Source organism: Microbacterium meiriae, assembly GCF_032364335.1.
Lineage (GTDB): Bacteria > Actinomycetota > Actinomycetes > Actinomycetales > Microbacteriaceae > Microbacterium > Microbacterium meiriae.
Map to the genome: position 1 here is coordinate 2,702,512 of NZ_CP133984.1, position 21,890 is coordinate 2,724,401.

Here is a 21,890-nt window from a genome sequence, read left to right on the forward strand (position 1 = left end):
TTGGGGAACCGATTCCAGGCCAACCTACTCGGGTTCCTTCTCGCCGTACAACTGGGGAAGGTTACAAGATCACAACCCTTTGACATCCGAGTGGACGACAAGGTGGGAGCGCTCCCAGTCCGGCGCGCCTGGAACCGGTTCCTCCCCCGGTGTGTAACGGCTACGATGGCTCCCGGCGAGTGCCCGATCGCTCGCCGTCGTGGAACCGGGTCGAGGAGGACACGATGAGCACGATCGCCGACGTCGCGATGCGCGCCGGTGTGTCCAAGGCGACCGCGAGCCGCGCGCTCAGCGGCCGCGGCTACGTCTCGGAGGAGACCAGGCAGCGAGTGGAGGAGGCGGCGCAGGACCTCGCGTACGTCGCGCACTCCTCCGCCACGAGCCTGGCCACGGGGCGTACCGGCACCATCGGCCTGGTGATGCCGCCGGTCGATCGGTGGTTCTTCGCCGAGCTGCTGGCGGGCGTGCAGGAATCGCTGCTCGCGCTCGACTACGACCTCTCGCTCTACGGGGTCCCCGAACGCTCGGAGACCAGGGAGCGGCTGTTCGAGAGCGTGCTGCCGGGCCGGAGGTTCGACGGCATCATCGCCGTCGGCATCCAGCCCAGCGCCCGCGAGCTGGAACGGCTGCACCATACGGGGCGACCGCTCGTGAGCGTGGGGCCCTACAGCGCGGGGTCGAGCGCCGTGTCGATCGACGATGCGGCCGCCGCCCGGATCGCCACCGAGCACCTCATCGACCTCGGGCACACCGACATCGCGTTCGTGGGCGGTGCCACGGATGACACCGACCTCAGCTACGGCGACGCCCGCCGCCTGGCCGGCTACCGGGAGGCGCTGCACGCGGCGGGACTCACGCCGCGGGCGCGGGTCGCCGGTTCGGCTCCCACGATGCCGGGCGGCTACGCGGCGGCGGCGGGACTCCTCGGCGACCGGCGGCACCGTCCGACGGCCATCGTCGGCGTGTGCGACGAGGCGGCCATCGGCGCCGTGATCGCGGCTCGCCGCCTGGGCATCGCGGTGCCGACCGAGCTCAGCGTCGTGGGGATCGACGACCACGAGCATGCGGAGATGTTCGCGCTCACCACCATCGGGCAGTCGCCGCGGGATCAGGGACGGGAAGCCGTGCGCCTGCTGATGCGGCGGATGAGCGAGCCGGATGCTCCGGTCGAGCGCGTCGAGGCCGCCTCGGCGCTCGTCGTCCGCAGCTCGACCGCGGCGCCGCGCTGACCCCCGCGGACGCACGAAGGCCCCGGGCGGAACCCGGGGCCTTCGCAGAAGCGCTGGTGCGCTGGAATTACTTGAGGGTGACGGTCGCGCCGGCCTCTTCCAGAGCAGCCTTGGCCTTCTCGGCCGTCTCCTTGTTGGCGCCCTCGAGGACGGCCTTCGGAGCACCGTCGACGACGGCCTTGGCCTCGCCGAGGCCGAGCGAGGTGAGCTCGCGGACAGCCTTGATGACCTGGATCTTCTTGTCGCCGGCAGCCTCGAGGATGACGTCGAAGGAGTCCTTCTCCTCCTCGGCCGCGGCCTCGCCTGCGCCGCCAGCGGCACCGGCGACGGCGACGGGGGCAGCAGCGGTGACCTCGAACTTCTCCTCGAACGCCTTCACGAACTCGTTGAGCTCGATGAGGGTCAGGCCGGCGAACTGCTCGAGCAGCTCCTCGGTGGAAAGCTTCGCCATGATGTATCTCCTAGATAGATGGGGTTTGTAGACGAGATCGCCGGTCGCTTACGCGGCCTCGGCGGTCTCCAGCTTTTCGCGAAGCGCGTCGATGGTGGCCGCAGCCTTGCCCATCGTCGCCTTCATCATGCCCGCGGCCTTCGCCAGCAGAACCTCGCGGCTCTCGAGCGAGGCGTACGTGTTGACCTCGTCGGCGGTGAGGGCCTTGCCCTCGAAGATGCCCGACTTGATCACGAGAAGCGGGTTGGCCTTGGCGAAGTCACGCAGAGCCTTGGCGGTGGCGACGAAGTCACCGTGCACGAACGCGACAGCCGACGGCCCCTTGAGGTCGTCGTCCAGCGCGGAGATGCCGGCCTTGTTGGCGGCGATCTTGGTCAGCGTGTTCTTCACCACGGCGTACTCAGCGTCCTGACGGATGCTGTTGCGCAGCTGCTTGAGCTGGGCAACCGTCAGACCGCGGTACTCGGTCAGCAGGACGGCGTTCGAGTTCTCGAATGACTTCGTGAGCTCGTTGACCGATGCATCCTTCTGCGCCATGGTCACTCCTTGGTGTGTACGAGGCGCCGCACGGTGGTGGGGCGCCGGCCTCCGACCCCCTGCAAAAGAGAAGAGCTCCGGCGCAAGCGCACGGAGCTCGGAAGTTCGTGACACCTGCGCGGGCCCCTGCGATGCAGAGCTTCGATCCTGTGCACTCACGCGCACACGATGACCAGCGGTCTTCGGTTATGACCACTGTACCCCACGCTCCCTCTCCCCCCAAATCCCCCTCCTCCTCCGCCGCCCCACCCCTTTTCGCGCGTCCCGGCCCCTTGCCGCTGCACGCAAGGGGCCGGAGGGCACGGAAGGGGGTGGGTCAGCGACTCAGCGGGCGAAGAGGCCGAGGGCACGGAAGTGCGTGTCGGCCGCGGCGAGCGAGGCGACGTCCGCGCTCGTCACCCGGACCACCCGCCAGCCGGTGGTCCCGCGCACCCAGTCCTCGCGGATCTTCTCGTCGAGCACGACCTGTGACACGGGCCGGCCGCCGCGGAGGCCCTCGTCCAGGTACTTGTCCCGGCCGTCACACTCCACGAAGGTGCGGGATTGGTCGACGGCGATGTCCATCCAGAATCGCCCGCCGCGGGGTCCGTCCACCGGCACCTGCAGACGCGGCCGACCGAAGCCGAGCTGATGGAGCCGATACCGGGTCACGCTCTCCAGCGGCAGCTGTGCGCGACCGTCGGCGAGGCTCACGATCCGACGAGCCTGCACGATGCCGCGGAGCCGTGGATGGCGGACCCGATCCGTGAGGTCCGCACGGAGAGCCTGCTCCGCGGTGTCGTCGAACTCCCACGGGTCGCCGCCGACGAGGGCGAGCGCGGCATCTGCAACAGCGAGCGCGGCTTCCGGCGCGATCGTCCGAGCGAGGTCCACCACGGTCCGGGCGAGGGAGGTGCAGCGGATCCCGTCGCGCTCCACGATGTCATCCTCCGGAACCTGTCCCTCGTGCCGCAGTATCCCCGGGGTGCTGTGCCGACGGTCCGGTGGCGCTGTCACATGCACCCTCGTCGGCCGCACCCGATATAGCGGCAGCCCCCACAGCACCGCGGCCGAGGCGTGCGAGAACACGGGCCGTGTCCCCGGGGCTGCGAGGTCGGCGGCCACCACCTCCGCACGGTGCCGGGACTCCGGGGCGAGCTCGCCCCAGGTCCGCTGCGCGAGGTACCACCCGCGTCGCACGTGATGCAGCCGCCGCCCCTCCACCGCGGCGCGAAGAGTCCGAGACCCCCAGCCCTCCTCCTCCAGCCGTCGGCGGCCGAGGAGCATCACCCTGATCTCGTCCACACTCACCTGTCTCATGCCTCGAGTCTCCGTACCCGGTCCCCTTGGACTCCCTCGTCCGTGAGTTCCTCACACCCCTCTCCTCCTTCCCCTTCTTGTGCAGGAATCGTCCGTCCTCCTCGACCCACCCCTGTGCGTGCGCCCCGGCCCCTTTCGCGCGCACGCAGGGGGCCGGGACGCACGCAAGGGGGTGGGTCGGCGGGAGGGCGGGAGGGGCGGCGTGTACGGCGGGAACGGGGGTGGGGGAGAGTTAGAGTCTTCTGGTGACCCCGGAACTCCAAGCTCGCATCGTCGCGGACTCGCGCGACCGCGTGGCGTGGATGAGGGCACGGTCCCGCGGCATCACGGCCACCGACGTCGCCGGACTCACCAGCGAACGCTCGATCGCCCGTGCCGCCGACGCCAAGCTCGGCGGGGGGCCGCGGTTCGGCGGCAACGCCTACACGGACCACGGTCGACGCCGCGAGCCCGAGATCGCCGCCTGGGTCGCCGCGACGCACGGCATCTTCCCCTCCTCCGCGTTGTTCCGCGCCGAGGTCGAGCACCGCCACCTGGCCACCCCCGATGGCATCTCGGTGGACGCGGACGGTCGCGTCAGCCTCGCGGAGATCAAGACCACCAACAAGGCCTTCCGCGGCATCCCGCGCACGTACCTGCGCCAGGTCTGGTGGCAGCAGCACGTGCTGGGCGCCGAGCGCACCCTGTTCGTCTGGGAGGAGCACGTCGACTTCTCCCCCATCCACGACGAGCCCCGCTGCGTGTGGATCGACCGGGACGACCGCGAGATCGCCAAACTCGTCGGTCTCGCGACCGACCTCATCGACGAGCTGTACCGTCGCACGACGGGACGCGCGGTGCCGACGCGCTCCGCCGCCCCGGTCGACAGCCGCCGCGAGCAGCTCCGCGAGCGCGACGCCTTCCGCGCCCTCGCCCTCGCCGACTGAGCGGACGCCGAAGGCTCCGGGACGACCACGCCCCGTCAGGGTTCGCGAGCGAGCACGCGACGCGCTTCTCCCGCGACCTCGGCCGCGATCGTGTCCAGCAGCGCGGAGCGCAGGTTCCACTGCTGCCAGTACAGGGCGACGCGCAGGGTCGGACCGCCGAGCGCGACGAGCCCGGGGACCTCCTGCAGTCGCGGCACCATCCCCCAGCCGAGGCCGAGGCCGACCGCGAGCGCGTAGTCGTGCGACGCCGGGACGTAGTGTCGCGGAACGCCCGCCGCCGGCACTCCCCGTGCCGCCAGCCACTCGTGCTGCAGGGTGTCCCGGCGGTCGAAGTCGACGAACGGCGCGTGCGCCAGCGCGGCGGGCGTCACGCCGTCAGGGAACCATCGACGGGCATAGGCAGGCTCGGCCATGGCGCGGTACTCGAGCACGCCGAGGGGCGTGACCGTGCACCCCGCGACCGCCGTGGCCTCGCTCGTCACCGCGGCCATGACGGTCCCCGATTCGAGCAGTCGGGCGGTGAAGTTCTGATCGTCGCGGTGCAGGTCCAGGTCGATGTCGTGCGCGGCGGAGAGGCGCGCCATCGGCGGGAGGAACCAGGTCGCCAGGGAATCCGCGTTGACGGCCAGGGGCACCGTGATGCGGTGTCCCCCGCCGTCCTCCTCGATGCCGACCCCGGCGAGCGCAACCTGCTCCAGGAGCGCGATCTGCCGCGCGAGGCGCACGACGGACTCCCCGGCCTCGGTGAGGCGGACCGGCTTGCTGCGCACGAGGAGGATCCGCCCGAGTTGCTCCTCGAGCGCCTTGAGCCGCTGGCTGACCGCGGACGGGGTGACGCGCAGGCGGCGGGAGGCGGCGTCGAGGGTCCCCTCGTCCGCGACGGCGGCGAGCGTGGCGGCGAGCTCCGGGTCGATCCTCACATCAGTGATGCTAATGGCGGGAAAGGAATCTTCGCTGCAACTCATGGCCAGCATCCCTAGGCTCGATGCATGCTCACCGTTCTCGGCGGCCTCGGCCTCGGCCTGTCGCTCATCGTCGCGATCGGCGCGCAGAACGTGTTCGTGCTGCGACAGGGCATCCGGCGCGAGCACGTCCTCGCCGTCGTGATCGTCTGCGCCCTCTCCGACGCCGTGCTGATCATCGTCGGCGTCGCCGGGCTCGGCTTCGTGCTGTCCGCCGCTCCCTGGCTCGTCGTCGTTGCCCGCTGGGCAGGGGCGCTGTTCCTCCTCGGCTACGGGGTGCTCGCGGCGCGACGGGCCTGGCGTGGCGGCGAGGAGCTGGTGGTCGACGGGGGCGACGCTCCGGTCCTCGAGGCGTCCGGTGGCACCGGGACCCTCACCCGCACCCGCCTCGCCCCGGTGATCCTCACGACACTGGCGTTGACCTGGCTGAACCCGCACGTGTACCTCGACACGGTGCTGATGCTCGGCTCGATCGCCGCGACGCACGGCGACGAGCGATGGCTGTTCGCGGCAGGGGCGGTCATCGCGAGCCTCCTCTGGTTCACCGCCCTCGGCTTCGGTGCCCGCTACCTCGGACGGTGGCTGCGCACCCCGCGCTCCTGGCGTCTCCTCGACGCGGTGATCGCGGTCGTGATGATCACGTTGGCGGTGAGCCTGGTGCTCCCGGTGCTGGACGCCTAGCCGCTCACGCCGCGTCGATCTGCGCCATCCGCGCCCGGACGAGGGCCCGGACCGCGTCCTCCGGCAGCGGGTGCTCCGGCTGGAACCGGATCGTCCCCTTGTCGACGCTGATATCGGGATGACCGTCGAGGAGGCCCGCCACGGCAGCGACCGCCTCGGGGCTGAACGGGTAGACGCCGATGTGGTTCTTCGCACGCATCACCGAGAGCAGAGGCTTTCCGGCGAGCACGAGCGCCGGCATCCCATACCCCTTGCCCTGCTCCGCATCCGGCACCTCCTCCGTGGCGATCGCGTACACGCGATCGATCACTGCGCGGTCCGCCGCGTCGAGGTCGGTCAGGTAGTCGTCGATGGTGCCCACGCACCGCATCCTGCCACCGATCGCCCTCGGGGTCGAGGGCTCAGGCGCCGTCGAGCGGACGCAGGATGCGGGTGAGGAACCGCTGCGTGCGCTCGTGCTGCGGGGCGCTGAACAGCTGGGCGGGCGGACCCTGCTCGACCACGACACCGCCGTCCAGGAAGAGCACGTGGTCGGCGGCCTCCCGGGCGAAGCTCAGCTCGTGCGTGACGACGGCCATCGTCCAGCCCTCGTCGGCGAGTTCCTTGATGACGAGAAGCACCTCGCCGACGAGCTCCGGGTCGAGCGCGCTCGTCGGCTCGTCGAACAGCAGCAGATCCGGCTGCAGAGCGAGGGCGCGCACGATGCCGACGCGCTGCTGCTGCCCTCCGGAGAGCTGATGCGGCCGCGCGTCCACCTTGTCGGCGAGACCGACCCGCGCGAGCAGCGTCTGCGCTTCGGCGACGACCTCGGCCTTCGGACGGCCCTGCACCCGCCACGGCCCTTCGATGACGTTGTCCAGCACGGTCAGGTGCGGGAACAGGTTGTGGTGCTGGAACACCATCGCCGACCGGTCACGCAGCGCCAGCCGCTGCTGCTTCTCCACGCGCGGTTTCGGGCGCACCTCCGGTGCGAAGTCGATCTCCGGTCCCCCGGCCATCACGATGGTCCCCGCGTCCGGCGTCTCCAACCCGTTCAGGGCGCGCAGGACGGTCGTCTTACCCGAGCCGCTGGGCCCGATGAGCACCACGACCTCGCCCCGATGCAACGTGAGGTCGAAGCCGCGGAGCACCTCGGTGGTGCCGAAACTCTTGTGCAGGCCGCGTGCGGTGAGCAGCGGCTCCGCCGTGGGGTCAGTGCGCGACACGACTGTCCAGCCTCCTCTCCAGGGCGCTCTGCCCGAAGGAGAGCAGCAGGCAGATCACCCAGTACACCAGGGCCGCGGCCAGGTAGACCACCATGAACTCGAGAGTCGTCGCGGCGATCTGCTGGGCGACCTTGAAGAGCTCGGTCACGAGGATCAGCGAGGTGAGGGAGGTGTCCTTCACGAGCGAGATGAACGTGTTGGACAGCGGCGGCACCGACACCCGCGCGGCCTGCGGCAGGATGATGCGGGTCAGCGTGCGGGTGCGGTTCATCCCGACCGTGTATGCCGCCTCCCACTGCCCCTTCGGCACCGACAGGATCGCCGCCCGCACGACCTCGGCTCCGTACCCGCCGACATTGAGCGAGAGGGCGATGATGGCGCTGGGCCAGGGGTCGAGCGTCACCCCGATGGACGGCAGGCCGAAGAAGATCACGAAGAGCTGCACGAGCATCGGCGTGCCGCGGATCACCGAGATGTAGAACCGCGCGATGCCGGACACGACCGGGTGCACCGAGATCCGCATCAGCGCCATGCCGATCGCGATCACGAGCCCCAGGACGAACGACACCAGGGCGAGCGGGATCGTCGCCGTCAGCCCCGCCCAGGCGATCGGCCCGAGCGAGGTGAAGAAGAGCTCCCAGGGATTCTGCATCGCCTACTGCGAGACGTCCTCGCCGAAGTACTTCTCGCTGATCTCGGCCAGTGTGCCGTCGGCACGGAGCGTGTCGAGCGCCTCGTCGACCGCATCGACGAGCGCCTCCTTGCCCTTCGTGAACACGAAGGCCTGCTCGCCGGCGTCGTCGGTCTCCGCGGCGATCTTCAGGCCGGTCGGGCTGTTGGTCGTCTCGTAGTCGAGGAAGGTCAGCTTGTCGTTGACGGTGGCGTCCACCCGGCCCTGGCGGAGGAGCTCCACGGCCTGCGCCCAGCCCTCGACGCCTTCGACCTTGGCGCCGGACTCGGTGGCCAGCTCGTACCAGTTGCTCGTGAGGGACTGCGCCGTCGTCTTGCCCTCGAGGTCGTCGAACGACGAGATGGAATCGTCGTCCTCCTTGACCACGATCACGCCGGGCGACACCGTGTACGGGGTGCTGAAGAGGTACTTGGCCTCGCGTTCGTCGTTGATCGACACCTGGTTCGCGATCACGTCGAAGCGGCCCGCGTCGAGCCCCGCGAAGATCGCGTCCCACTGGGTCTCCTGGAACTCGACCTTCAGACCGAGCTCGTCGGCGACGGCCTGGATGATCTCGACGTCGTAGCCGGTGAGGTCGCCGGAGCCGCCGTCGCCGTGGAAGCTGAACGGACGGTAGGTGCCCTCGGTCGCGACCGTCAGCGTGCCGTCCTTCACCAGGCCGAAGTCGGAGCCCGCGGCGCTCTCGCCGTCCGTGCTCGCGGGCGTGCTCGAGCCGCTGCACGCGGTCAGGGCGGCAGCGGCGACGACGAGTGCGGTGACGGCGATGAGACGACGGGACATGGACCCTCCTGGGGTGAGAAGCGCGGGTGCGAGTTTACGCGACGACCGCGGGAACTCCCCCACAGTACGCGTCGCTCCGGGCGTTCCCCCCATCGGATGACGCCGGATGTCGCGGGCGGCCCGGGAACGCAGAACGCCCCCGGGCGGACCCGGGGGCGTTCGGTGCGACAGGTGCGAACCCGTCGACGCGTCAGATGGCGTTGACGTCCAGCGGGATGCCGGGGCCGAACGTGGTCGACACCGCACCCTTCTGGATGTAACGGCCCTTAGCGCTGGACGGCTTGAGGCGGACGATCTCCTCGAGAGCGGCGTCGATGTTCTCGTTCAGCTGCTCGGCCGAGAACGAGGCCTTGCCGATGACGAAGTGCACGTTGGCGTGCTTGTCGACGCGGAACTCGATCTTTCCGCCCTTGATCTCCTCGACGGCCTTGGCCGGGTTCGGAGTCACGGTGCCGGTCTTCGGGTTCGGCATCAGGCCACGGGGACCGAGCACCTTGCCGAGACGGCCGACCTGGCCCATGAGCTCCGGGGTCGAGACCGCGGAGTCGAAGTTGGTCCAGCCGTCGGCGACCTTCTGGATGAGCTCGGCGCCGCCGACCTCATCGGCGCCGGCAGCGATCGCCGCCTCGGCCGCGGGGCCGGTGGCGAACACGATGACGCGGGCGGTCTTACCGGTGCCGTGGGGCAGGATGACGGTGCCGCGCACCATCTGGTCCGCCTTGCGCGGGTCGACGGCGAGCTTCAGCGCGACCTCGACGGTCGAGTCGAACTTCGCCGAACCGGTCTCCTTCGCGAGCGCGACGGCCTCGGACGGCGTGTAGAAACGGTCTGCCTCGATCTTCTCGGCGGCAGCCTTGTAAGCCTTGGACTTGGTAGCCATGATTATTCTCCTCAGCCCTCGACCGTGATGCCCATGGAACGGGCGGTGCCGGCGATGATCTTCGAGGCGGCCTCGATGTCGTTCGCGTTCAGGTCGGCCTGCTTCTGCTCGGCGATCTGACGGACCTGGTCCTTGGTGATCTTGCCGACCTTGACGGTGTGCGGGGTGGCCGAAGCCTTCTGCACGCCGGCGGCCTTCTTGATGAGCTCCGCCGCGGGCGGGGTCTTCAGGACGAAGGTGAAGCTGCGGTCCTCGTAGACGGTGATCTCGACGGGGATGACGTTGCCGCGCTGCGACTCGGTCGCGGCGTTGTACGCCTTGCAGAACTCCATGATGTTGACGCCATGCTGACCGAGCGCGGGGCCGATCGGCGGCGCCGGGTTGGCGGCACCGGCGTTGATCTGAAGCTTGATCAGGCCGGTCACCTTCTTCTTCGGTGCCATTCTCTTTCCTTTCCCTCGAGGCGGATGCGAGCATCCGCTTCTCCCACGGCTCCGGCCTCTCCGGCCCGTGGTCGTCTCTGTGCACGCCGAAGCGGCACACAAACCACGCAAGTCTACCTGATCACTCCCCTACTCGCGAGCCGGCCCCTTGCGTGCGAGCCGGCCCCGTGCGTGCGTCCGTAAAGGGCCGGGAGGCACGGAACGGGGTGGGTCGGGGAAAAGAAAACGGCCGCCCCGGAAGAGGCGGCCGTTCTCGTGACAGTGTCAGATCATCTTGGTGACCTGGTCGAACGACAGCTCGACCGGGGTCTCGCGCTCGAAGAGGGAGACGAGGACCGTGAGCTTGCCGCTCTCCGGCTTGATCTCGCTGATCGAACCGGGAAGACCCGCGAACGAGCCCTCCTTGATCGTGATGGTCTCGCCGACCTCGAAGTCGACCTCGGCGGGAAGCGGACGGGCGACGGCGACGCCGCCCTTGGCCGCGATGTTCTTGGCGGTCGGGACGTCCTTGACCTCGACGAGGGACTTCAGCATGTTGAAGGCCTCTTCGAAGCGCAGCGGCGTCGGGTTGTGGGCGTTGCCCACGAAGCCGGTGACGCCGGGGGTGTGCCGCACGACCGACCAGGTGTCCTCCGTGAGCTCCATGCGCACCAGCACGTAGCCGGGGATGCGCACGCGGGTGACCATCTTGCGCTGGCCGTTCTTGATCTCGACGACGTCCTCCATCGGGACCTCGACCTGGTAGATCTCGTCCTCGACCTCGAGCGTCGACTTGCGCTGCTCGATGTTCGCCTTGACCTTGCGCTCGAAGCCGGCGTACGAGTGGATGACGTACCACTTGCCGGGGAGCATGCGCAGGTCCATGCGGAAGGCCTCGTACGGGTCTTCCTCGGAGGCCGACTCGTCTTCGTCGGACTCGGCGGCCGGACGGTCGTCCTCGCCGTTGACGTCGGGCCCCTCGTAGGGAGTGACCTCGTCGGCGGCCTCGGCCTCCTGCTCCGCGACCTCTTCGGCCACGGAATCGTTGAGGACCTCGGCGGCGGCTTCGGACTCCGCGGCTTCGTCCAGGTTCAGAGCGTCGTTCACGATGGCGTCCGCCTCCGGGTCGTCGATGTCGATGTCGATGTCTTCCGTCTCCTGCTCGCCGTCCTCGTCCTCGACGTGGACCGCGACGTGCTCGGCAGAGGTGACCGAGAGCTCCTCGGCGGCGAGCACGTTGCCCTCCTGGGCCTCGTCCTCCTCGCTGGACTGCTCTGCGGCGGTCGCCCAGTCGGCGTCGTCGGAATATCGTTCAGACACGTTGCTTCTTCTCCATAGCTGCGGCCGATGCCGCGGGGGTCATCAGCCAGGGATTCCGAACACGTAGTGCGTCAGGAGCCCGAAGACGTAGTCGAGACCGTAGACGATGCCCATGACGATCAGGACGAAGACGAGCACCACACCCGTGAACTTGAAAAGCTCCTTGCGGGTCGGGGTGACGACCTTGCGCAGTTCGGCGATGACCTGGCGGATGAACAGGGCGATGCCCCCGAAGAACCGGGAGAAGGGGTTGCCCTTCTTCTGGCGCGTGGCGCCGGCCGCGACGACGTCGCCGCGCGGTTCGTCCTGATCCATCCTGAATGTACCTTTCGTGTGTCAGCGTGCGCTGACGCGCAGGGCGGACAGGAATCGAACCTGCAACCTGCGGTTTTGGAGACCGCTGCTCTGCCAATTGAGCTACCGCCCTAGAGACCCGGAGGTCTCGGGGATGCCCTCCCCACCCTGCCACCGGCCGATGTCGAAGACGCCAGGCACGGCGAAAGAATGCAGAGAACAACTGCTCACCAAGCATACGGCATCGATCCCGTGGTGCCGAACAGGAAGCGGAACCCGCGTTGTTGCTAGGCTCGGCGGGCGGACGAAGCAGGAAGGGACGCATGTGAGTGGGGATGTGCAGCAGTTCCAGGTGGACCTGCGCGGAGTCGTCGATCTGCTCAGCCGGCACGTCTACTCCAGTCCCCGGGTCTATCTGCGGGAACTGCTCCAGAACGCGAGGGACGCGATCGCCGCGCGCCGTGAGGTCGACGGCGGGGGCAGCCGCATCCGGATCACGCCGCTGACCGCGCAGTCGGGCGAGTTCGTGCTCCGCGACGACGGCGTGGGATTGACCGCCGCCGAGGTCGCCGATCTGCTCGCGACCGTCGGGCGCAGCTCCAAGCGGGACATCTTCGACCTCCCCCGGAGCGACTTCCTCGGCCAGTTCGGCATCGGGCTGCTGAGCTGCTTCATGGTCGCCGACACCATCGTCATCCGCTCCCGCAGCGCCAGAGGCGGATCCGCGGTGGAGTGGACGGGCAGCGCGGACGGCACCTTCCGCGTCACGGAGATCGATGACGACCTCCCGATCGGCACCAGCGTGCACCTCGTGCCGCGCTTCGACGCCGACGAGCTGCTGCGGCCGGCGGCCGTGCACGAGCTCGCGGCCACCTTCGGGGAGTTCCTGCCGGTGCGGGTGACCATCGACGCGCCCGGCGGGGACATCGATGTGACGCGCGAGCCTCCCTTCCTCGACCCCGCCTCCGACGTCGAGGCGGCCGTGCAGTACGGTCGCGACCTGCTCGGGGCCGCCCCGCTGGACGTGATCCCGCTGAGCGAGCCGGCGACGGGAACGCAGGGCCTGGCCTACGTGCTGCCCTTCGCTCCTCCGCCCGGCGCCCGGCAGGCGACCCGCATGTACCTCGGGCGCATGCTCCTGTCCGAGCGCGTCGACGACGTGCTGCCCGACTGGGCCTTCTTCGTGCGCGCCGTCGTCGACTCCACCGGCCTCGCGCCGACCGCGAGCCGCGAATCCCTCGTCGAGGACACGGCCCTGGAGCACGTCCGGGAGCAACTCGGCGCCGGGATCCGCCGCTGGGTGCTCGAACTCGGGCTGCGCGAACCGCATCGTCTCGCGCAGTTCGTCGCCGTGCACGAGGTCGGACTCAAGTCCCTGGTGCGCCACGACGAGGAGCTCGCGCGCTTCATCACCCGCTGGCTCACCGTGGAGACGACGCACGGCACGCTGCGGATCGGCGAGCTCGTGGAGCGTTACCCGCACGTGCGCTACGCCCAGACCGTCGACGAGTTCCGCCAGGTGGCGGGCATCTCCCCCTCGGACGAGGTCCTCGTCAACGGCGGCTACCTCTATGACGCGGATCTGATCCGCCTGCTCCCCGACCTCTACCCGCAGGTCACGGTCGAGAAGGTCGACGTGGCCGGGGAGCTCGATCGCCTCGACCCGCCGCCGCTGGACGACCGGGACATCGCGATGGCGCTGGAGTCCCGCGCCGGCGCCGTCCTGCAGTCCTCGGACTGCGCCGTGGTCGTCCGGGCGATCGACCGCCCGGAGCTGACCGGACTGTACGTGGCGGACCCCGAGGTGCTGCGGACGATCGACCGCGGGCGCACCAAGGGCATCGCGAGCACGCTCTGGGGCGGGGTGCTCGACCGCATAGACCAGACGCTCTCCTCTTCGCGGGACGACGACCTCACGGCGCGACTGTGCCTGAACTGGTCGAACCGCGTCGTCCGGGCCCTCGTCCGCGTCGAGGACGACGCCGTCTTCGCACGCACCGTCCAGCTGCTCTACATCCAGGCGCTTCTCGCGGGGCACCACCCCCTCTCGGACGCCGATCGGGCGCTCATGACCAGCGCCCTCTCCGACCTCGTCTCACTCTCCGCCGGTATCGAGGGGGACACTCTCCCCTTCGACGCGCGCTGACACCCCCCGACTACCCGAAGGGCCCTCCATGGCACGTCCGAAGAAGCGCTTCCAGCAGCTCATCGAGGAGATCGATCGCACCCCGTGGGGCCCGGCGGAGCAGGCCCTCGTGGCGGAGGCGGTCGCGCTGGCCATCGAGATCGGCGACGAACGGCTGGAATACGAAGCCCGGATGCGGCAGACCGCGTCGGCGAACATGGTCGGCGCCACCGACGTCATGCTGAACTCCTTCGCCTGGTGCCTCGCGCATCACGACGCCGACCCGCAGCGGTTCCCCGCCGACCTCGACAACGGCGGCGCCGACCTGATGTGGCAGTTCAAGTGGATGGCGTCTTCGCTGCGCTCCTCCCCCGCCTTCTCGCAGGAGCAGATCGCCGCGGTGCTCGACGACATGGAGTCGCACTACCGTGCCGCAGGACTCGGCCTCAGCGGCGTGCTGACCGCCCGCTTCGAGGACGCCTGGGACGCCGGCCGGTTCGACGCCGCCGAAGCCCTCCGCGTGCAGCTCGAGGCCACGCCGCGCGACGAGCACAGCCACTGCGACGCGTGCAGCCGCAGCCAGTTCGCGGGATTCTTCGCGGAGACCGATCGCGACGCCGACGCCATCCGGCTCGTCGAGGAGATGATCGAGGGCGGTTTCTCCTGCGGCGAGGAGCCGGAGCACGCGCTCTCCCGCGTCCTCCTCCCGTACCTCCGCGCCGGACGCACGGAAGATGCGAAGACCGCGCACCTGCGCAGCTACCGACTGGCCAAGGACAACCCCGACAACCTGCGCATCGTGGCCAACAACATCGTGTTCGCCGCGATCACCGGCAACGAGGCGCGGGCGCTGGCCCTGATCGAGAAGCACGTCGCGTGGCTCGCCCACGACGGCCTCAACGTCGACGCGCACTTCGCCGCCCTCACGGCGTTCGCGGTCGCTCTCGACCGCGTCACCGCCGCCGGCCACGGCGACACCCCGGTCCGCGGTGCCGACGCCCCTGCACTCGTGCCGCTGCTCGGGGCCCACGACGGCCCGTGGAGCGCCGCCGACCTGGCAGCGACCGCCTGGTCGACGGCGGAGCGCATCGGCGCGGACTTCGACGAGCGGGACGGCACCGACGGCCACGCCCGCAGCCTCGCCCGGATGCGCGCTCTCGCCGACGAGCGCTACGACGTCCCGATCCGCTCCGATGCGTTCGTCGCGCCGACCCCGGCCGCCACTCCGGCGGATCCGGAGGCCTGGTACGAGCGGGCGATGCAGCTCGCGCAGTTCGGCGCCGAGCAGGAGACCCTCGCCGCGCTCCCGCACGCCCTGGAGGTCGACGACGCCGCCCAGCGCGCGCAGCTCCTGTCGATGCACCTCGGCATCCTCGTCGCGCTCGATCGCGTGGACGAGGCCGAGCGCCTCCTCCCCGAGCGGATCGCCGCCCTGCGGGCCGCAGGGAACGACGCGCAGGCCGACCTCGAGGAGCGTCTGAAGCTCGCGACCTTCGGGCTGCACACCGACGAGACCATGGCGGCGCTCGAAGAGGAGTTGGCCGCGGCCGACCGTCTGCCGGCCTGGTCGCGCGGCGACCTGGCCATCAGCCGCGCGTCGCTGCACCTCAGGGCCGAGGAGCCGGACGCGGCCCTCGACCTCGCCGAGCTCGCGGCCCGCTCGTTCGCGGAGGCGGAGGACACCAGGCTGTCCAACACGACCACCCTTGTGGCGATCGGCGCCGTGCTGAGCAAGGGCGACCTCGACGCCGGCCGCACGCTCCTCGACCGCTTCCTCGCCCAGGACGACCTGTCCGCCGGTCATCGGGCCCACGCGCTGCAGACTCGGGCCCGCGTGCGGGGCGGCACGGGCGCGTACCAGGATGGGGCGACGGACGCCGACGAGGTGTGCCGGCTGCTCGCCGAGCTCGGCGCCACGCGGGCTCTCGCCGACGCCCATGTGCTCGCGGGCGCGCTCTGGGAGGACGCAGAGGAGCCCGAGAAGGCCGTCGCCCGCTACCGTCTGGCTGCTCGGCTGCACGATGACGGCGATCGCACCGGCGTGGACTTCCGGTTGGCCAGGGCGATGCTCCGCGCGGGAGACGCCGAGGAGGCCGCGGAGCTCTTCGGCGACGTGCTCCAGCGTGAGGAGGGCGCCGAGACGCCCGCCGGCTCCCGTGCCATGACGGCCTCTCTCCTCGCCCGGTCTCTCGCCGAGTCCGGAGAGTTCGGCCAGGCGGTCGGCGCACACGGCTACGCCGCCGAGTTGTTCGGACAGGCGGAGGCGCACGCGGACCAGGCCATGGCGATGACGGAGCAGGCGAAGATCCTCGCCCGCTTCGAGGAGCACGACGACGCCGTGCGGCTGCTGGAGGGCGCAGCGGAGATCGCTCGTCGCGCCCCCGAGGCCGTCGGCGCGCTGTCCGAGGTGCTGCACAGCCTCGGCCAGGCCTACGGCGGTCGCGGCGACGAGCGCGCCTTCCCGCTCTTCGACGAGGTCGCCGCGCTCGCCCAGGAGCATGAAGCCGGCTGGCTGCTCGCCGACGTGACCGACTCCCGCGGCCGCGCCCTGGCCCAGCTCGGCCGGATCGACGAGTCCGTCGCCGCCGCCCTCACTGCCGCCGATGGTTTCGCCGCGCTCGGGGATCAGGGCGCCGCCGGGAGCTCGGAACTGTTCGCGGGGCGCGTCCTCGCGGGGAATGACCGTCCGGCCGACGCCGTACCCGTCTACCGGAGCGCCCTGGACCATGCCGAGAGCTTCCCGCCGCTGCGTCAGGTCGCGGCACTGGAGCTCGGCGATGTGCTGGAGGCACTGGGACGGCACGCCGAGGCCGCAGAGGTCAGGGCCCTCGTCGAGAGCTGACACGCCGCCGGCTCGGGATCCACAGGGGGTCCCGAGCCGGCGTCGTCGCGGTGGTGAGCCGCGTCAGAACAGCTGACGCCAGTTCGCCCGTGCGAGGTCGAGCAGCTCGTCCCCGCGGCCCGACATGACCGTGCGGATCGCGTAGAGCGCGAAGCCCTTGACCTGCGCGGCCTCGATAGCCGGCGGCATGGACAGCTCCTGGCGCTCGGTCACGACGTCGAGCAGCGCGGGACCGTCGTGCGCGAGGACCTCCCGGACGGCGTCCGGCAGATCCTCGCTGCGCTCCACCCGACGGGCGAAGATGCCCATGGCCTCGGCGATCGCCGCGAAGCTCGGGTTGTCGAGCCCCGTGCCGTAGGTGACGAAGCCGGCGGCCTTCATCTCCAGCTCCACGAAGTTCAGCGATGAATTGTTCACCACGATCGTCTTGACCGGGAGACCGTTCTGGGTGAGCGTGAGCAGCTCGCCGAGCATCATCGCGAGGCCGCCGTCGCCGGCGAGCGCCACGACCTGACGATCCGGATGTGCGACCTGCGCGCCGATGCCGTGCATCAGGGCGTTCGCCATCGAGCCGTGCGTGAACGACCCGATCAGCCGGCGTCCCTCGGTCATGGACAGGTAGCGCGCGGCCCAGACGGTCGGCGAGCCCACGTCGGCGGTGAAGATCGCGTCGTCGGCGGCGTACTCGTCCAGCAGGCGTGCCAGGTACTGCGGGTGGATGGGGCGTGCGCCCTTCGCCGGCACCGCGAGCTCGTCGAGCTTCTTCCGCGTCTTCCGGTAGTGGGCCACGGCGTCGTCGAGGTGGCCGCGGTCGTCCTTCCGGGCGAGTCGGGGCAGCAGGGCCTCGGCGGTCGCCTTCACGTCGCCGACGAGCCCGAGGTCGAGCGGGTGCCGCTTGCCGAGCTGCGAGCCGCGGATGTCGACCTGGATGGTGGTCGCGTGCTCCGGGTAGAACTGCTCGTACGGGAAGTCGCTGCCGAGGACGAGGAGCGTGTCCGCCGCCTCCATCGCCCGATAGCCCGACGCGAATCCGAGCAGCCCCGTCATGCCGACGTCGAACGGGTTGTCGTACTCGATGAACTCCTTGCCGCGCAGCGCGTGGACGATGGGGGCACCGAGTGCGTCGGCGAGCGCGATCACCTCGTCGTGCGCGCCCTCCACGCCGGCCCCGGCGAGGATGGTGACCTTCTTGGCCGCGTTCAGCATGGTCGCGGCCTTCTCCAGCTCCGGACCGCTGGGCTGGATCAGCGGGCGGGTGCGCTCGATCACCACGGCGCGGTCATCCGCGATCTCGGACAGCGCCACATCACCGGGGATCACGAGGACCGCGACGCCGCGCTGCTCGATGGCCGCGCGCATGGCGATCTCCATCAGCCGCGGCATCTGCGACGGGTCCGCGACGTATTCGACGTACACGCTGCACTCGCGGAACAGCTCCTGCGGATGCGTCTCCTGGAAATATCCGGTGCCGATCTCGACGGTCGGGATGTGGGCGGCGATGGCCAGCACCGGTACCCGGGAGCGCTGCGCGTCGTACAGGCCGTTGATGAGGTGCAGGTTGCCGGGGCCGCATGAGCCCGCCACGACGGCGAGGTCCCCGGTGGTGCCGGCGTCGGCGGCGGCGGCGAAGGCGGCGGACTCCTCGTGGCGCACGTGCACCCAGCGGATCCGGCCGTCCTTGCGGAGGGCGTCCGTGAGTCCGTTCAGGGAGTCGCCCGGGATGCCGTAGACCCGGTCGACTCCGTTGGCGTTCAGAGTCTTGACGATGTTCTCAGCGACGTTGGCCATACCCCGACCCTACGCCCGCCGAGGCCTCCCCGGGCCGGGCTCAGTACTCCTGCGGCCCATCCCGGTCGGGCTCCGGATCGCGCCGGAACGCACGGCCGGACACCGATGCCGGAGCGATGCGCACGTACACGCGCTTGTCGGTCGGGATCCACGGGCGCAGACCCGCCGCCTCCGCCCGCTCGATGTCGGCGTCGGTCTCCAGAGCCTCCGCACGTCCGCGCACGATGACACTCCAGGCCGCGGTGTCCGTGTGGTCGTCGACTTCGAAGAGCACGTCGGCGGTGACCGTCAGCTCGAACAGCTTGCTCCCGGGGGCGGTGCGGAACAGCAGGCCTTCGCCGTCCACCGCATAGTTCACGGGGAAGATGTCGATGGTCTCGCCGACCCGGGTCACGAGCCGCCCGAGCTCCTGGCTGCGCAGGTGCTCCCAGCTCTGCTCCGCGGTGAGGGTCTGGACCGGATCCGTGTGCGCGCTCATGCCGCCATTGTGCCTCGTCCGCCCTCGACGCGCACCCCCGTCGACCCGGCCCCTCTCGTGCGAGCGGCCCCCTTGCGTACGCACGTAAGGGGGCCGCTCGGCCGCAAGGGGGTGGGTCGACGATCAGCCGATGCGGATCAGCTTCTTGTTGACGAACTCGTCGGCGGCGAGGTGGCCCAGCTCGCGTGCCGTGCCGCTGCGCTTGATGCCGCCGAACGGGAGCTCCGGGCTGTCGGCGAGCACGAGGTTCACGTAGACCATGCCCGCCTCGATCCTGTCGGCCACCCGCTCCGCCTGCGCCTCGTCCGTCGTGAAGACGTAGGAGCCGAGGCCGAACGTGGTGTCGTTGGCCAGCGCGACCGCCGCGTCCTCGTCCGCGACGCGGTACACGACCGCCGCGGGACCGAACAGCTCCTCGCGGTAGACGTCCATCTCCGGGGTCACGTCGGCGAGCACGGTCGGTGCGAAGAACGCCCCGTCGCGCGTGCCGCCCGTGAGCAGCGTCGCACCCTGGGCGACCGCCGTGTCGATCTGCTTCTGCAGGTTCTCCGCGGCCGCCTCCGACGAGACCGGGCCGAGGACCGTGTCGTCGAGCGTGGGGTCGGTCGCCTCGACGGCCGCCATCGCCGCCGTGAACTTCTCCACGAACGCGTCGTAGAGGTCGTCGACGATGATGAAGCGCTTGGCGCCGTTGCAGGCCTGACCGTTGTTGTCGAGCCGCGCGTCGACACCCGCCTGCACGGTGGCGTCGAGGTCGTCGGTGGAGAGCACGATGAACGGGTCGGACCCGCCCAGCTCCAGCGCGACCTTCTTGAGGTTGCGCCCCGCCACCTCGGCGACCGCGGCGCCGGCGCGCTCGGAGCCGGTCAGCGACACCCCCTGCACCCGCCGGTCCGCGATCATGGCCGCGATCTGGTCGTTCGTCGCGAGCACGTTCTGGTACGCGCCCTTCGGGAAGCCGGCGTCGTGGTAGATCGCCTCGATCGCGCTCGACGACTCCGGGCACTGCGGCGCGGGCTTCAGCAGGATCGTGTTGCCGACGATCAGGTTCGGCGCCGCGAAGCGCACGATCTGGTAGGCCGGGAAGTTCCACGGCATGATGCCCACGAGCGGTCCCAGCGAGGAGCGGCGGATGATCGCCGACCCCTCCCCGAGGATCTTGATGGGCTGGTCGGCCATGATGTCCTCGGCCTGGTCCGCGTAGTACTCGGCGATGTCGGCGGCGAAGTCGACCTCGCCGAGTGCGGCCTCCCGGGGCTTGCCCATCTCGCGCACGAAGATGTCGGCCAGCTCCTCGCGGCGTTCGCGGTGCAGCTCGGCCGCACGGCGCAGAAGCGCGGCACGGTCGGCGACCGTGGTGGAGCGCGACCACTCGCGGTGCGCCTCGTCCGCGGCAGCGACGGCCTCCTCGATCTGCGCGTCGGTGAACGTGTCGTACGACGCCAGGGTCTCGCCGGTGGCGGGGTTGACGACGGCGTAGTCGGTCATGTCTCTCCTCCTCTTGCCGTGCCGGTCAGGAGACCGGGATCAGCGTGTACTTGGTGGACAGGTATTCGTGGATGCCCTCGAAGCCGCCCTCGCGGCCGACGCCGGACTGCTTGACGCCGCCGAAGGGAGCCGCCGCATTCGAGACGACACCCACGTTGAGACCCATCATGCCCGTCTCCAGCGCGTCGATCATCCGCTGACCGCGCTGCAGGTTCTCGGTGAACACGTAGGAGACCAGGCCGTACTCGGTGTCGTTGGCGAGACGCACGGCCTCGTCCTCCGTCTCGAAGGTCGCGATCGCGAGCACCGGGCCGAAGATCTCCTCGCGGAGGATCGCGGAACCGGGGACGACGTCGGTGAGGACCGTGGGCTCGTAGAACGTGCCGGTGCCCTCGAGCGCCTTGCCGCCCGCGAGCAGGGTCGCGCCGCGCTCGACGGCGTCGTCGACGAGCTCGCCGGCCTTGGCCACGGCGTCCTCGTCGATGAGCGGGCCGATCGCCACGCCGTCCTCCGTGCCGCGACCGATCTTCATGCCGTTGACGCGCTCGGTGACGCGCTTGGCGAACTCGCCCGCGACGTCCTTGTGCACGATGAAGCGGTTCGCCGCCGTGCAGGCCTGACCGATGTTGCGGAACTTCGCGGCCAGCGCGCCCTCCACGGCCTTGTCCAGGTCCGCGTCGTCGAACACGACGAACGGGGCGTTGCCGCCGAGCTCCATCGACACCCGGAGCACGCCCTCGGCGGCCTGCGCGATGAGCTTGCGGCCGACCTCGGTCGATCCGGTGAAGGAGAGCTTGCGCAGACGCGGGTCGGCGATGATCGGCGCCGACAGGGCGCTCGACTTCGAGGTCTGCACGACGTTGACGACACCCTTGGGCAGACCGGCCTCTTCGAGCAGCGTCGTGAAGAAGATGGTCGTGAGCGGCGTGAGTGCCGGGGGCTTGATCACCACGGTGCAGCCGGCGGCGAGGGCCGGGGCGATCTTGCGCGTGGCCATCGCGAACGGGAAGTTCCACGGCGTGACGAAGAACGACGGTCCCACGGGGCGCTGCGACACGATCATGTGACCGGTTCCCTCGGGGTTCAGGCCGTAGCGGCCGCTGATGCGCACGGCCTCCTCGCTGAACCAGCGGAGGAACTCGCCGCCGTAGGCGACCTCGCCGCGGGCCTCGGCGAGGGGCTTGCCCATCTCGAGCGTCATCAGCAGCGCGAGGTCCTCCTTGCGCTCCTGCACGAGGTCGAACGCCCGGCGGAGGATCTCCCCGCGCACGCGCGGCGCGGTCGCGGCCCACTCGTCCTGTGCGGCGACGGCGGCGTCGAGCGCCCGGATGCCGTCCGCGGGGGTGGCGTCGGCGATCGTGCGGATCACCTGGTTGGTCGAGGGGTCCTTGACGTCGAAGGTCGCGCCGGTCTCCCCCTCGATCCACTCCCCGCCGATGAAGAGGCCGGTGGGGATGCTGTCGAGCAGCGCCTGCTCGTTCTGAGTGCTCAT

At 70.3% G+C, this 21,890-nt stretch carries 21 protein-coding genes and 1 tRNA gene; 5 read left to right on the top strand and 17 right to left on the bottom strand.

Going from position 1 to position 21,890, the window contains the following annotated elements; genetic code table 11:
- The first annotated feature begins 224 nt into the window (after positions 1–224).
- Entirely contained in the window at positions 225–1,229 is a 1,005-nt protein-coding gene (locus tag RI211_RS13070) for a LacI family DNA-binding transcriptional regulator (RefSeq protein WP_268776698.1), read from the top strand.
- Between the two features lie 67 nt (positions 1,230–1,296).
- On the opposite strand, the gene rplL is transcribed toward RI211_RS13070, so the two are convergent.
- From rplL to RI211_RS13085, 3 genes are all read right to left on the bottom strand, one after another.
- Positions 1,297–1,680, bottom strand: a complete 384-nt coding sequence (rplL, locus tag RI211_RS13075) for a 50S ribosomal protein L7/L12 (RefSeq protein ID WP_025104227.1) — start codon at positions 1,678–1,680, stop codon at positions 1,297–1,299.
- Positions 1,681–1,728: 48 nt separating this feature from the next.
- Positions 1,729–2,217, bottom strand: a complete 489-nt coding sequence (rplJ, locus tag RI211_RS13080; RefSeq protein ID WP_025104226.1) for a 50S ribosomal protein L10 — start codon at positions 2,215–2,217, stop codon at positions 1,729–1,731.
- A gap of 324 nt (positions 2,218–2,541) precedes the next feature.
- Positions 2,542–3,516 carry a type IV toxin-antitoxin system AbiEi family antitoxin gene (locus tag RI211_RS13085; RefSeq protein ID WP_315637824.1) on the bottom strand — a complete coding sequence of 325 codons (975 nt, stop codon included), beginning with the start codon at positions 3,514–3,516 and terminating at the stop codon, positions 2,542–2,544.
- A 245-nt stretch (positions 3,517–3,761) separates the two neighbouring features.
- Here RI211_RS13085 and RI211_RS13090 point away from each other — a divergent pair, with 245 nt between their 5' ends.
- Positions 3,762–4,442: a YqaJ viral recombinase family protein gene (locus RI211_RS13090; RefSeq protein ID WP_315637823.1), complete on the top strand. Its 681-nt coding sequence runs from the start codon at positions 3,762–3,764 to the stop codon at positions 4,440–4,442.
- A gap of 35 nt (positions 4,443–4,477) precedes the next feature.
- Here the strand turns inward: RI211_RS13090 and RI211_RS13095 are convergent, their stop codons facing one another.
- The gene (locus RI211_RS13095) at positions 4,478–5,362 is read right to left on the bottom strand and encodes a LysR family transcriptional regulator ArgP (RefSeq protein ID WP_315637822.1); all 885 of its coding nucleotides are present in this window, start codon (positions 5,360–5,362) and stop codon (positions 4,478–4,480) included.
- 69 nt (positions 5,363–5,431) lie between these two features.
- Between RI211_RS13095 and lysE the strand changes: the two genes are divergently transcribed.
- Positions 5,432–6,085 carry an L-lysine exporter gene (gene lysE, locus RI211_RS13100; RefSeq protein ID WP_315637821.1) on the top strand — a complete coding sequence of 218 codons (654 nt, stop codon included), beginning with the start codon at positions 5,432–5,434 and terminating at the stop codon, positions 6,083–6,085.
- A gap of 4 nt (positions 6,086–6,089) precedes the next feature.
- Here lysE and RI211_RS13105 read toward each other — a convergent pair whose 3' ends face one another.
- The 9 genes from RI211_RS13105 to RI211_RS13145 form a co-directional block, all read right to left on the bottom strand.
- Positions 6,090–6,446: an iron chaperone gene (locus tag RI211_RS13105; protein WP_315714246.1), complete on the bottom strand. Its 357-nt coding sequence runs from the start codon at positions 6,444–6,446 to the stop codon at positions 6,090–6,092.
- 40 nt (positions 6,447–6,486) lie between these two features.
- The gene (locus RI211_RS13110; RefSeq protein ID WP_315637819.1) at positions 6,487–7,290 is read right to left on the bottom strand and encodes an amino acid ABC transporter ATP-binding protein; all 804 of its coding nucleotides are present in this window, start codon (positions 7,288–7,290) and stop codon (positions 6,487–6,489) included.
- The gene (locus RI211_RS13115) at positions 7,277–7,942 is read right to left on the bottom strand and encodes an amino acid ABC transporter permease (protein WP_280564717.1); all 666 of its coding nucleotides are present in this window, start codon (positions 7,940–7,942) and stop codon (positions 7,277–7,279) included. The genes RI211_RS13110 and RI211_RS13115 overlap by 14 nt, the downstream gene beginning before the upstream one ends.
- Positions 7,943–7,945: 3 nt before the next feature.
- Complete coding sequence (locus RI211_RS13120; protein ID WP_280564715.1) at positions 7,946–8,761, bottom strand: amino acid ABC transporter substrate-binding protein; 816 nt, start codon at positions 8,759–8,761, stop codon at positions 7,946–7,948.
- Between the two features lie 190 nt (positions 8,762–8,951).
- Positions 8,952–9,641 carry a 50S ribosomal protein L1 gene (gene rplA, locus RI211_RS13125; protein ID WP_025102336.1) on the bottom strand — a complete coding sequence of 230 codons (690 nt, stop codon included), beginning with the start codon at positions 9,639–9,641 and terminating at the stop codon, positions 8,952–8,954.
- 11 nt (positions 9,642–9,652) lie between these two features.
- Positions 9,653–10,084: a 50S ribosomal protein L11 gene (rplK, locus tag RI211_RS13130; protein WP_025102337.1), complete on the bottom strand. Its 432-nt coding sequence runs from the start codon at positions 10,082–10,084 to the stop codon at positions 9,653–9,655.
- A gap of 264 nt (positions 10,085–10,348) precedes the next feature.
- Entirely contained in the window at positions 10,349–11,383 is a 1,035-nt protein-coding gene (gene nusG, locus RI211_RS13135; protein ID WP_025102338.1) for a transcription termination/antitermination protein NusG, read from the bottom strand.
- A 42-nt stretch (positions 11,384–11,425) separates the two neighbouring features.
- Positions 11,426–11,698, bottom strand: coding sequence for a preprotein translocase subunit SecE (gene secE, locus RI211_RS13140; protein ID WP_025102339.1), 273 nt, complete (start codon positions 11,696–11,698; stop codon positions 11,426–11,428).
- 39 nt (positions 11,699–11,737) lie between these two features.
- Positions 11,738–11,810 (bottom strand) — tRNA-Trp (locus tag RI211_RS13145).
- Between the two features lie 192 nt (positions 11,811–12,002).
- Here RI211_RS13145 and RI211_RS13150 point away from each other — a divergent pair.
- A complete protein-coding gene (locus tag RI211_RS13150; RefSeq protein ID WP_315637818.1) occupies positions 12,003–13,823 on the top strand; it encodes an HSP90 family protein in 1,821 nt (606 codons plus the stop codon).
- 28 nt (positions 13,824–13,851) lie between these two features.
- Positions 13,852–16,644 (top strand): hypothetical protein, encoded by a 2,793-nt coding sequence (locus RI211_RS13155; protein ID WP_315637817.1) that lies wholly within the window; start codon positions 13,852–13,854, stop codon positions 16,642–16,644.
- Between the two features lie 63 nt (positions 16,645–16,707).
- Here the strand turns inward: RI211_RS13155 and poxB are convergent, their stop codons facing one another.
- The 4 genes from poxB to RI211_RS13175 all read right to left on the bottom strand — a co-directional run bounded on the left by poxB (position 16,708) and on the right by RI211_RS13175 (position 21,890).
- Complete coding sequence (gene poxB, locus RI211_RS13160) at positions 16,708–18,432, bottom strand: ubiquinone-dependent pyruvate dehydrogenase (RefSeq protein ID WP_315637816.1); 1,725 nt, start codon at positions 18,430–18,432, stop codon at positions 16,708–16,710.
- A gap of 40 nt (positions 18,433–18,472) precedes the next feature.
- Positions 18,473–18,910 carry a pyridoxamine 5'-phosphate oxidase family protein gene (locus RI211_RS13165; RefSeq protein WP_315637815.1) on the bottom strand — a complete coding sequence of 146 codons (438 nt, stop codon included), beginning with the start codon at positions 18,908–18,910 and terminating at the stop codon, positions 18,473–18,475.
- 123 nt (positions 18,911–19,033) lie between these two features.
- Positions 19,034–20,398, bottom strand: a complete 1,365-nt coding sequence (locus tag RI211_RS13170) for an NAD-dependent succinate-semialdehyde dehydrogenase (RefSeq protein WP_280564703.1) — start codon at positions 20,396–20,398, stop codon at positions 19,034–19,036.
- Positions 20,399–20,423: 25 nt separating this feature from the next.
- Positions 20,424–21,890 (bottom strand): NAD-dependent succinate-semialdehyde dehydrogenase, encoded by a 1,467-nt coding sequence (locus RI211_RS13175; protein ID WP_187662198.1) that lies wholly within the window; start codon positions 21,888–21,890, stop codon positions 20,424–20,426.

Excerpts from the sequence above, each read along its gene's own strand:
- RI211_RS13070 (WP_268776698.1), top strand. The coding sequence starts at position 225 with ATGAGCACGATCGCCGACGTCGCGATGCGCGCCGGTGTGTCCAAGGCG.
- rplL (WP_025104227.1), bottom strand. The coding sequence starts at position 1,680 with ATGGCGAAGCTTTCCACCGAGGAGCTGCTCGAGCAGTTCGCCGGCCTG.
- rplJ (WP_025104226.1), bottom strand. The coding sequence starts at position 2,217 with ATGGCGCAGAAGGATGCATCGGTCAACGAGCTCACGAAGTCATTCGAG.
- RI211_RS13085 (WP_315637824.1), bottom strand. The coding sequence starts at position 3,516 with ATGAGACAGGTGAGTGTGGACGAGATCAGGGTGATGCTCCTCGGCCGC.
- lysE (WP_315637821.1), top strand. The coding sequence starts at position 5,432 with ATGCTCACCGTTCTCGGCGGCCTCGGCCTCGGCCTGTCGCTCATCGTC.
- RI211_RS13115 (WP_280564717.1), bottom strand. The coding sequence starts at position 7,942 with ATGCAGAATCCCTGGGAGCTCTTCTTCACCTCGCTCGGGCCGATCGCC.
- RI211_RS13120 (WP_280564715.1), bottom strand. The coding sequence starts at position 8,761 with ATGTCCCGTCGTCTCATCGCCGTCACCGCACTCGTCGTCGCCGCTGCC.
- rplA (WP_025102336.1), bottom strand. The coding sequence starts at position 9,641 with ATGGCTACCAAGTCCAAGGCTTACAAGGCTGCCGCCGAGAAGATCGAG.
- rplK (WP_025102337.1), bottom strand. The coding sequence starts at position 10,084 with ATGGCACCGAAGAAGAAGGTGACCGGCCTGATCAAGCTTCAGATCAAC.
- secE (WP_025102339.1), bottom strand. The coding sequence starts at position 11,698 with ATGGATCAGGACGAACCGCGCGGCGACGTCGTCGCGGCCGGCGCCACG.
- RI211_RS13155 (WP_315637817.1), top strand. The coding sequence starts at position 13,852 with ATGGCACGTCCGAAGAAGCGCTTCCAGCAGCTCATCGAGGAGATCGAT.
- poxB (WP_315637816.1), bottom strand. The coding sequence starts at position 18,432 with ATGGCCAACGTCGCTGAGAACATCGTCAAGACTCTGAACGCCAACGGA.
- RI211_RS13165 (WP_315637815.1), bottom strand. The coding sequence starts at position 18,910 with ATGAGCGCGCACACGGATCCGGTCCAGACCCTCACCGCGGAGCAGAGC.
- RI211_RS13170 (WP_280564703.1), bottom strand. The coding sequence starts at position 20,398 with ATGACCGACTACGCCGTCGTCAACCCCGCCACCGGCGAGACCCTGGCG.
- RI211_RS13175 (WP_187662198.1), bottom strand. The coding sequence starts at position 21,890 with ATGAGCACTCAGAACGAGCAGGCGCTGCTCGACAGCATCCCCACCGGC.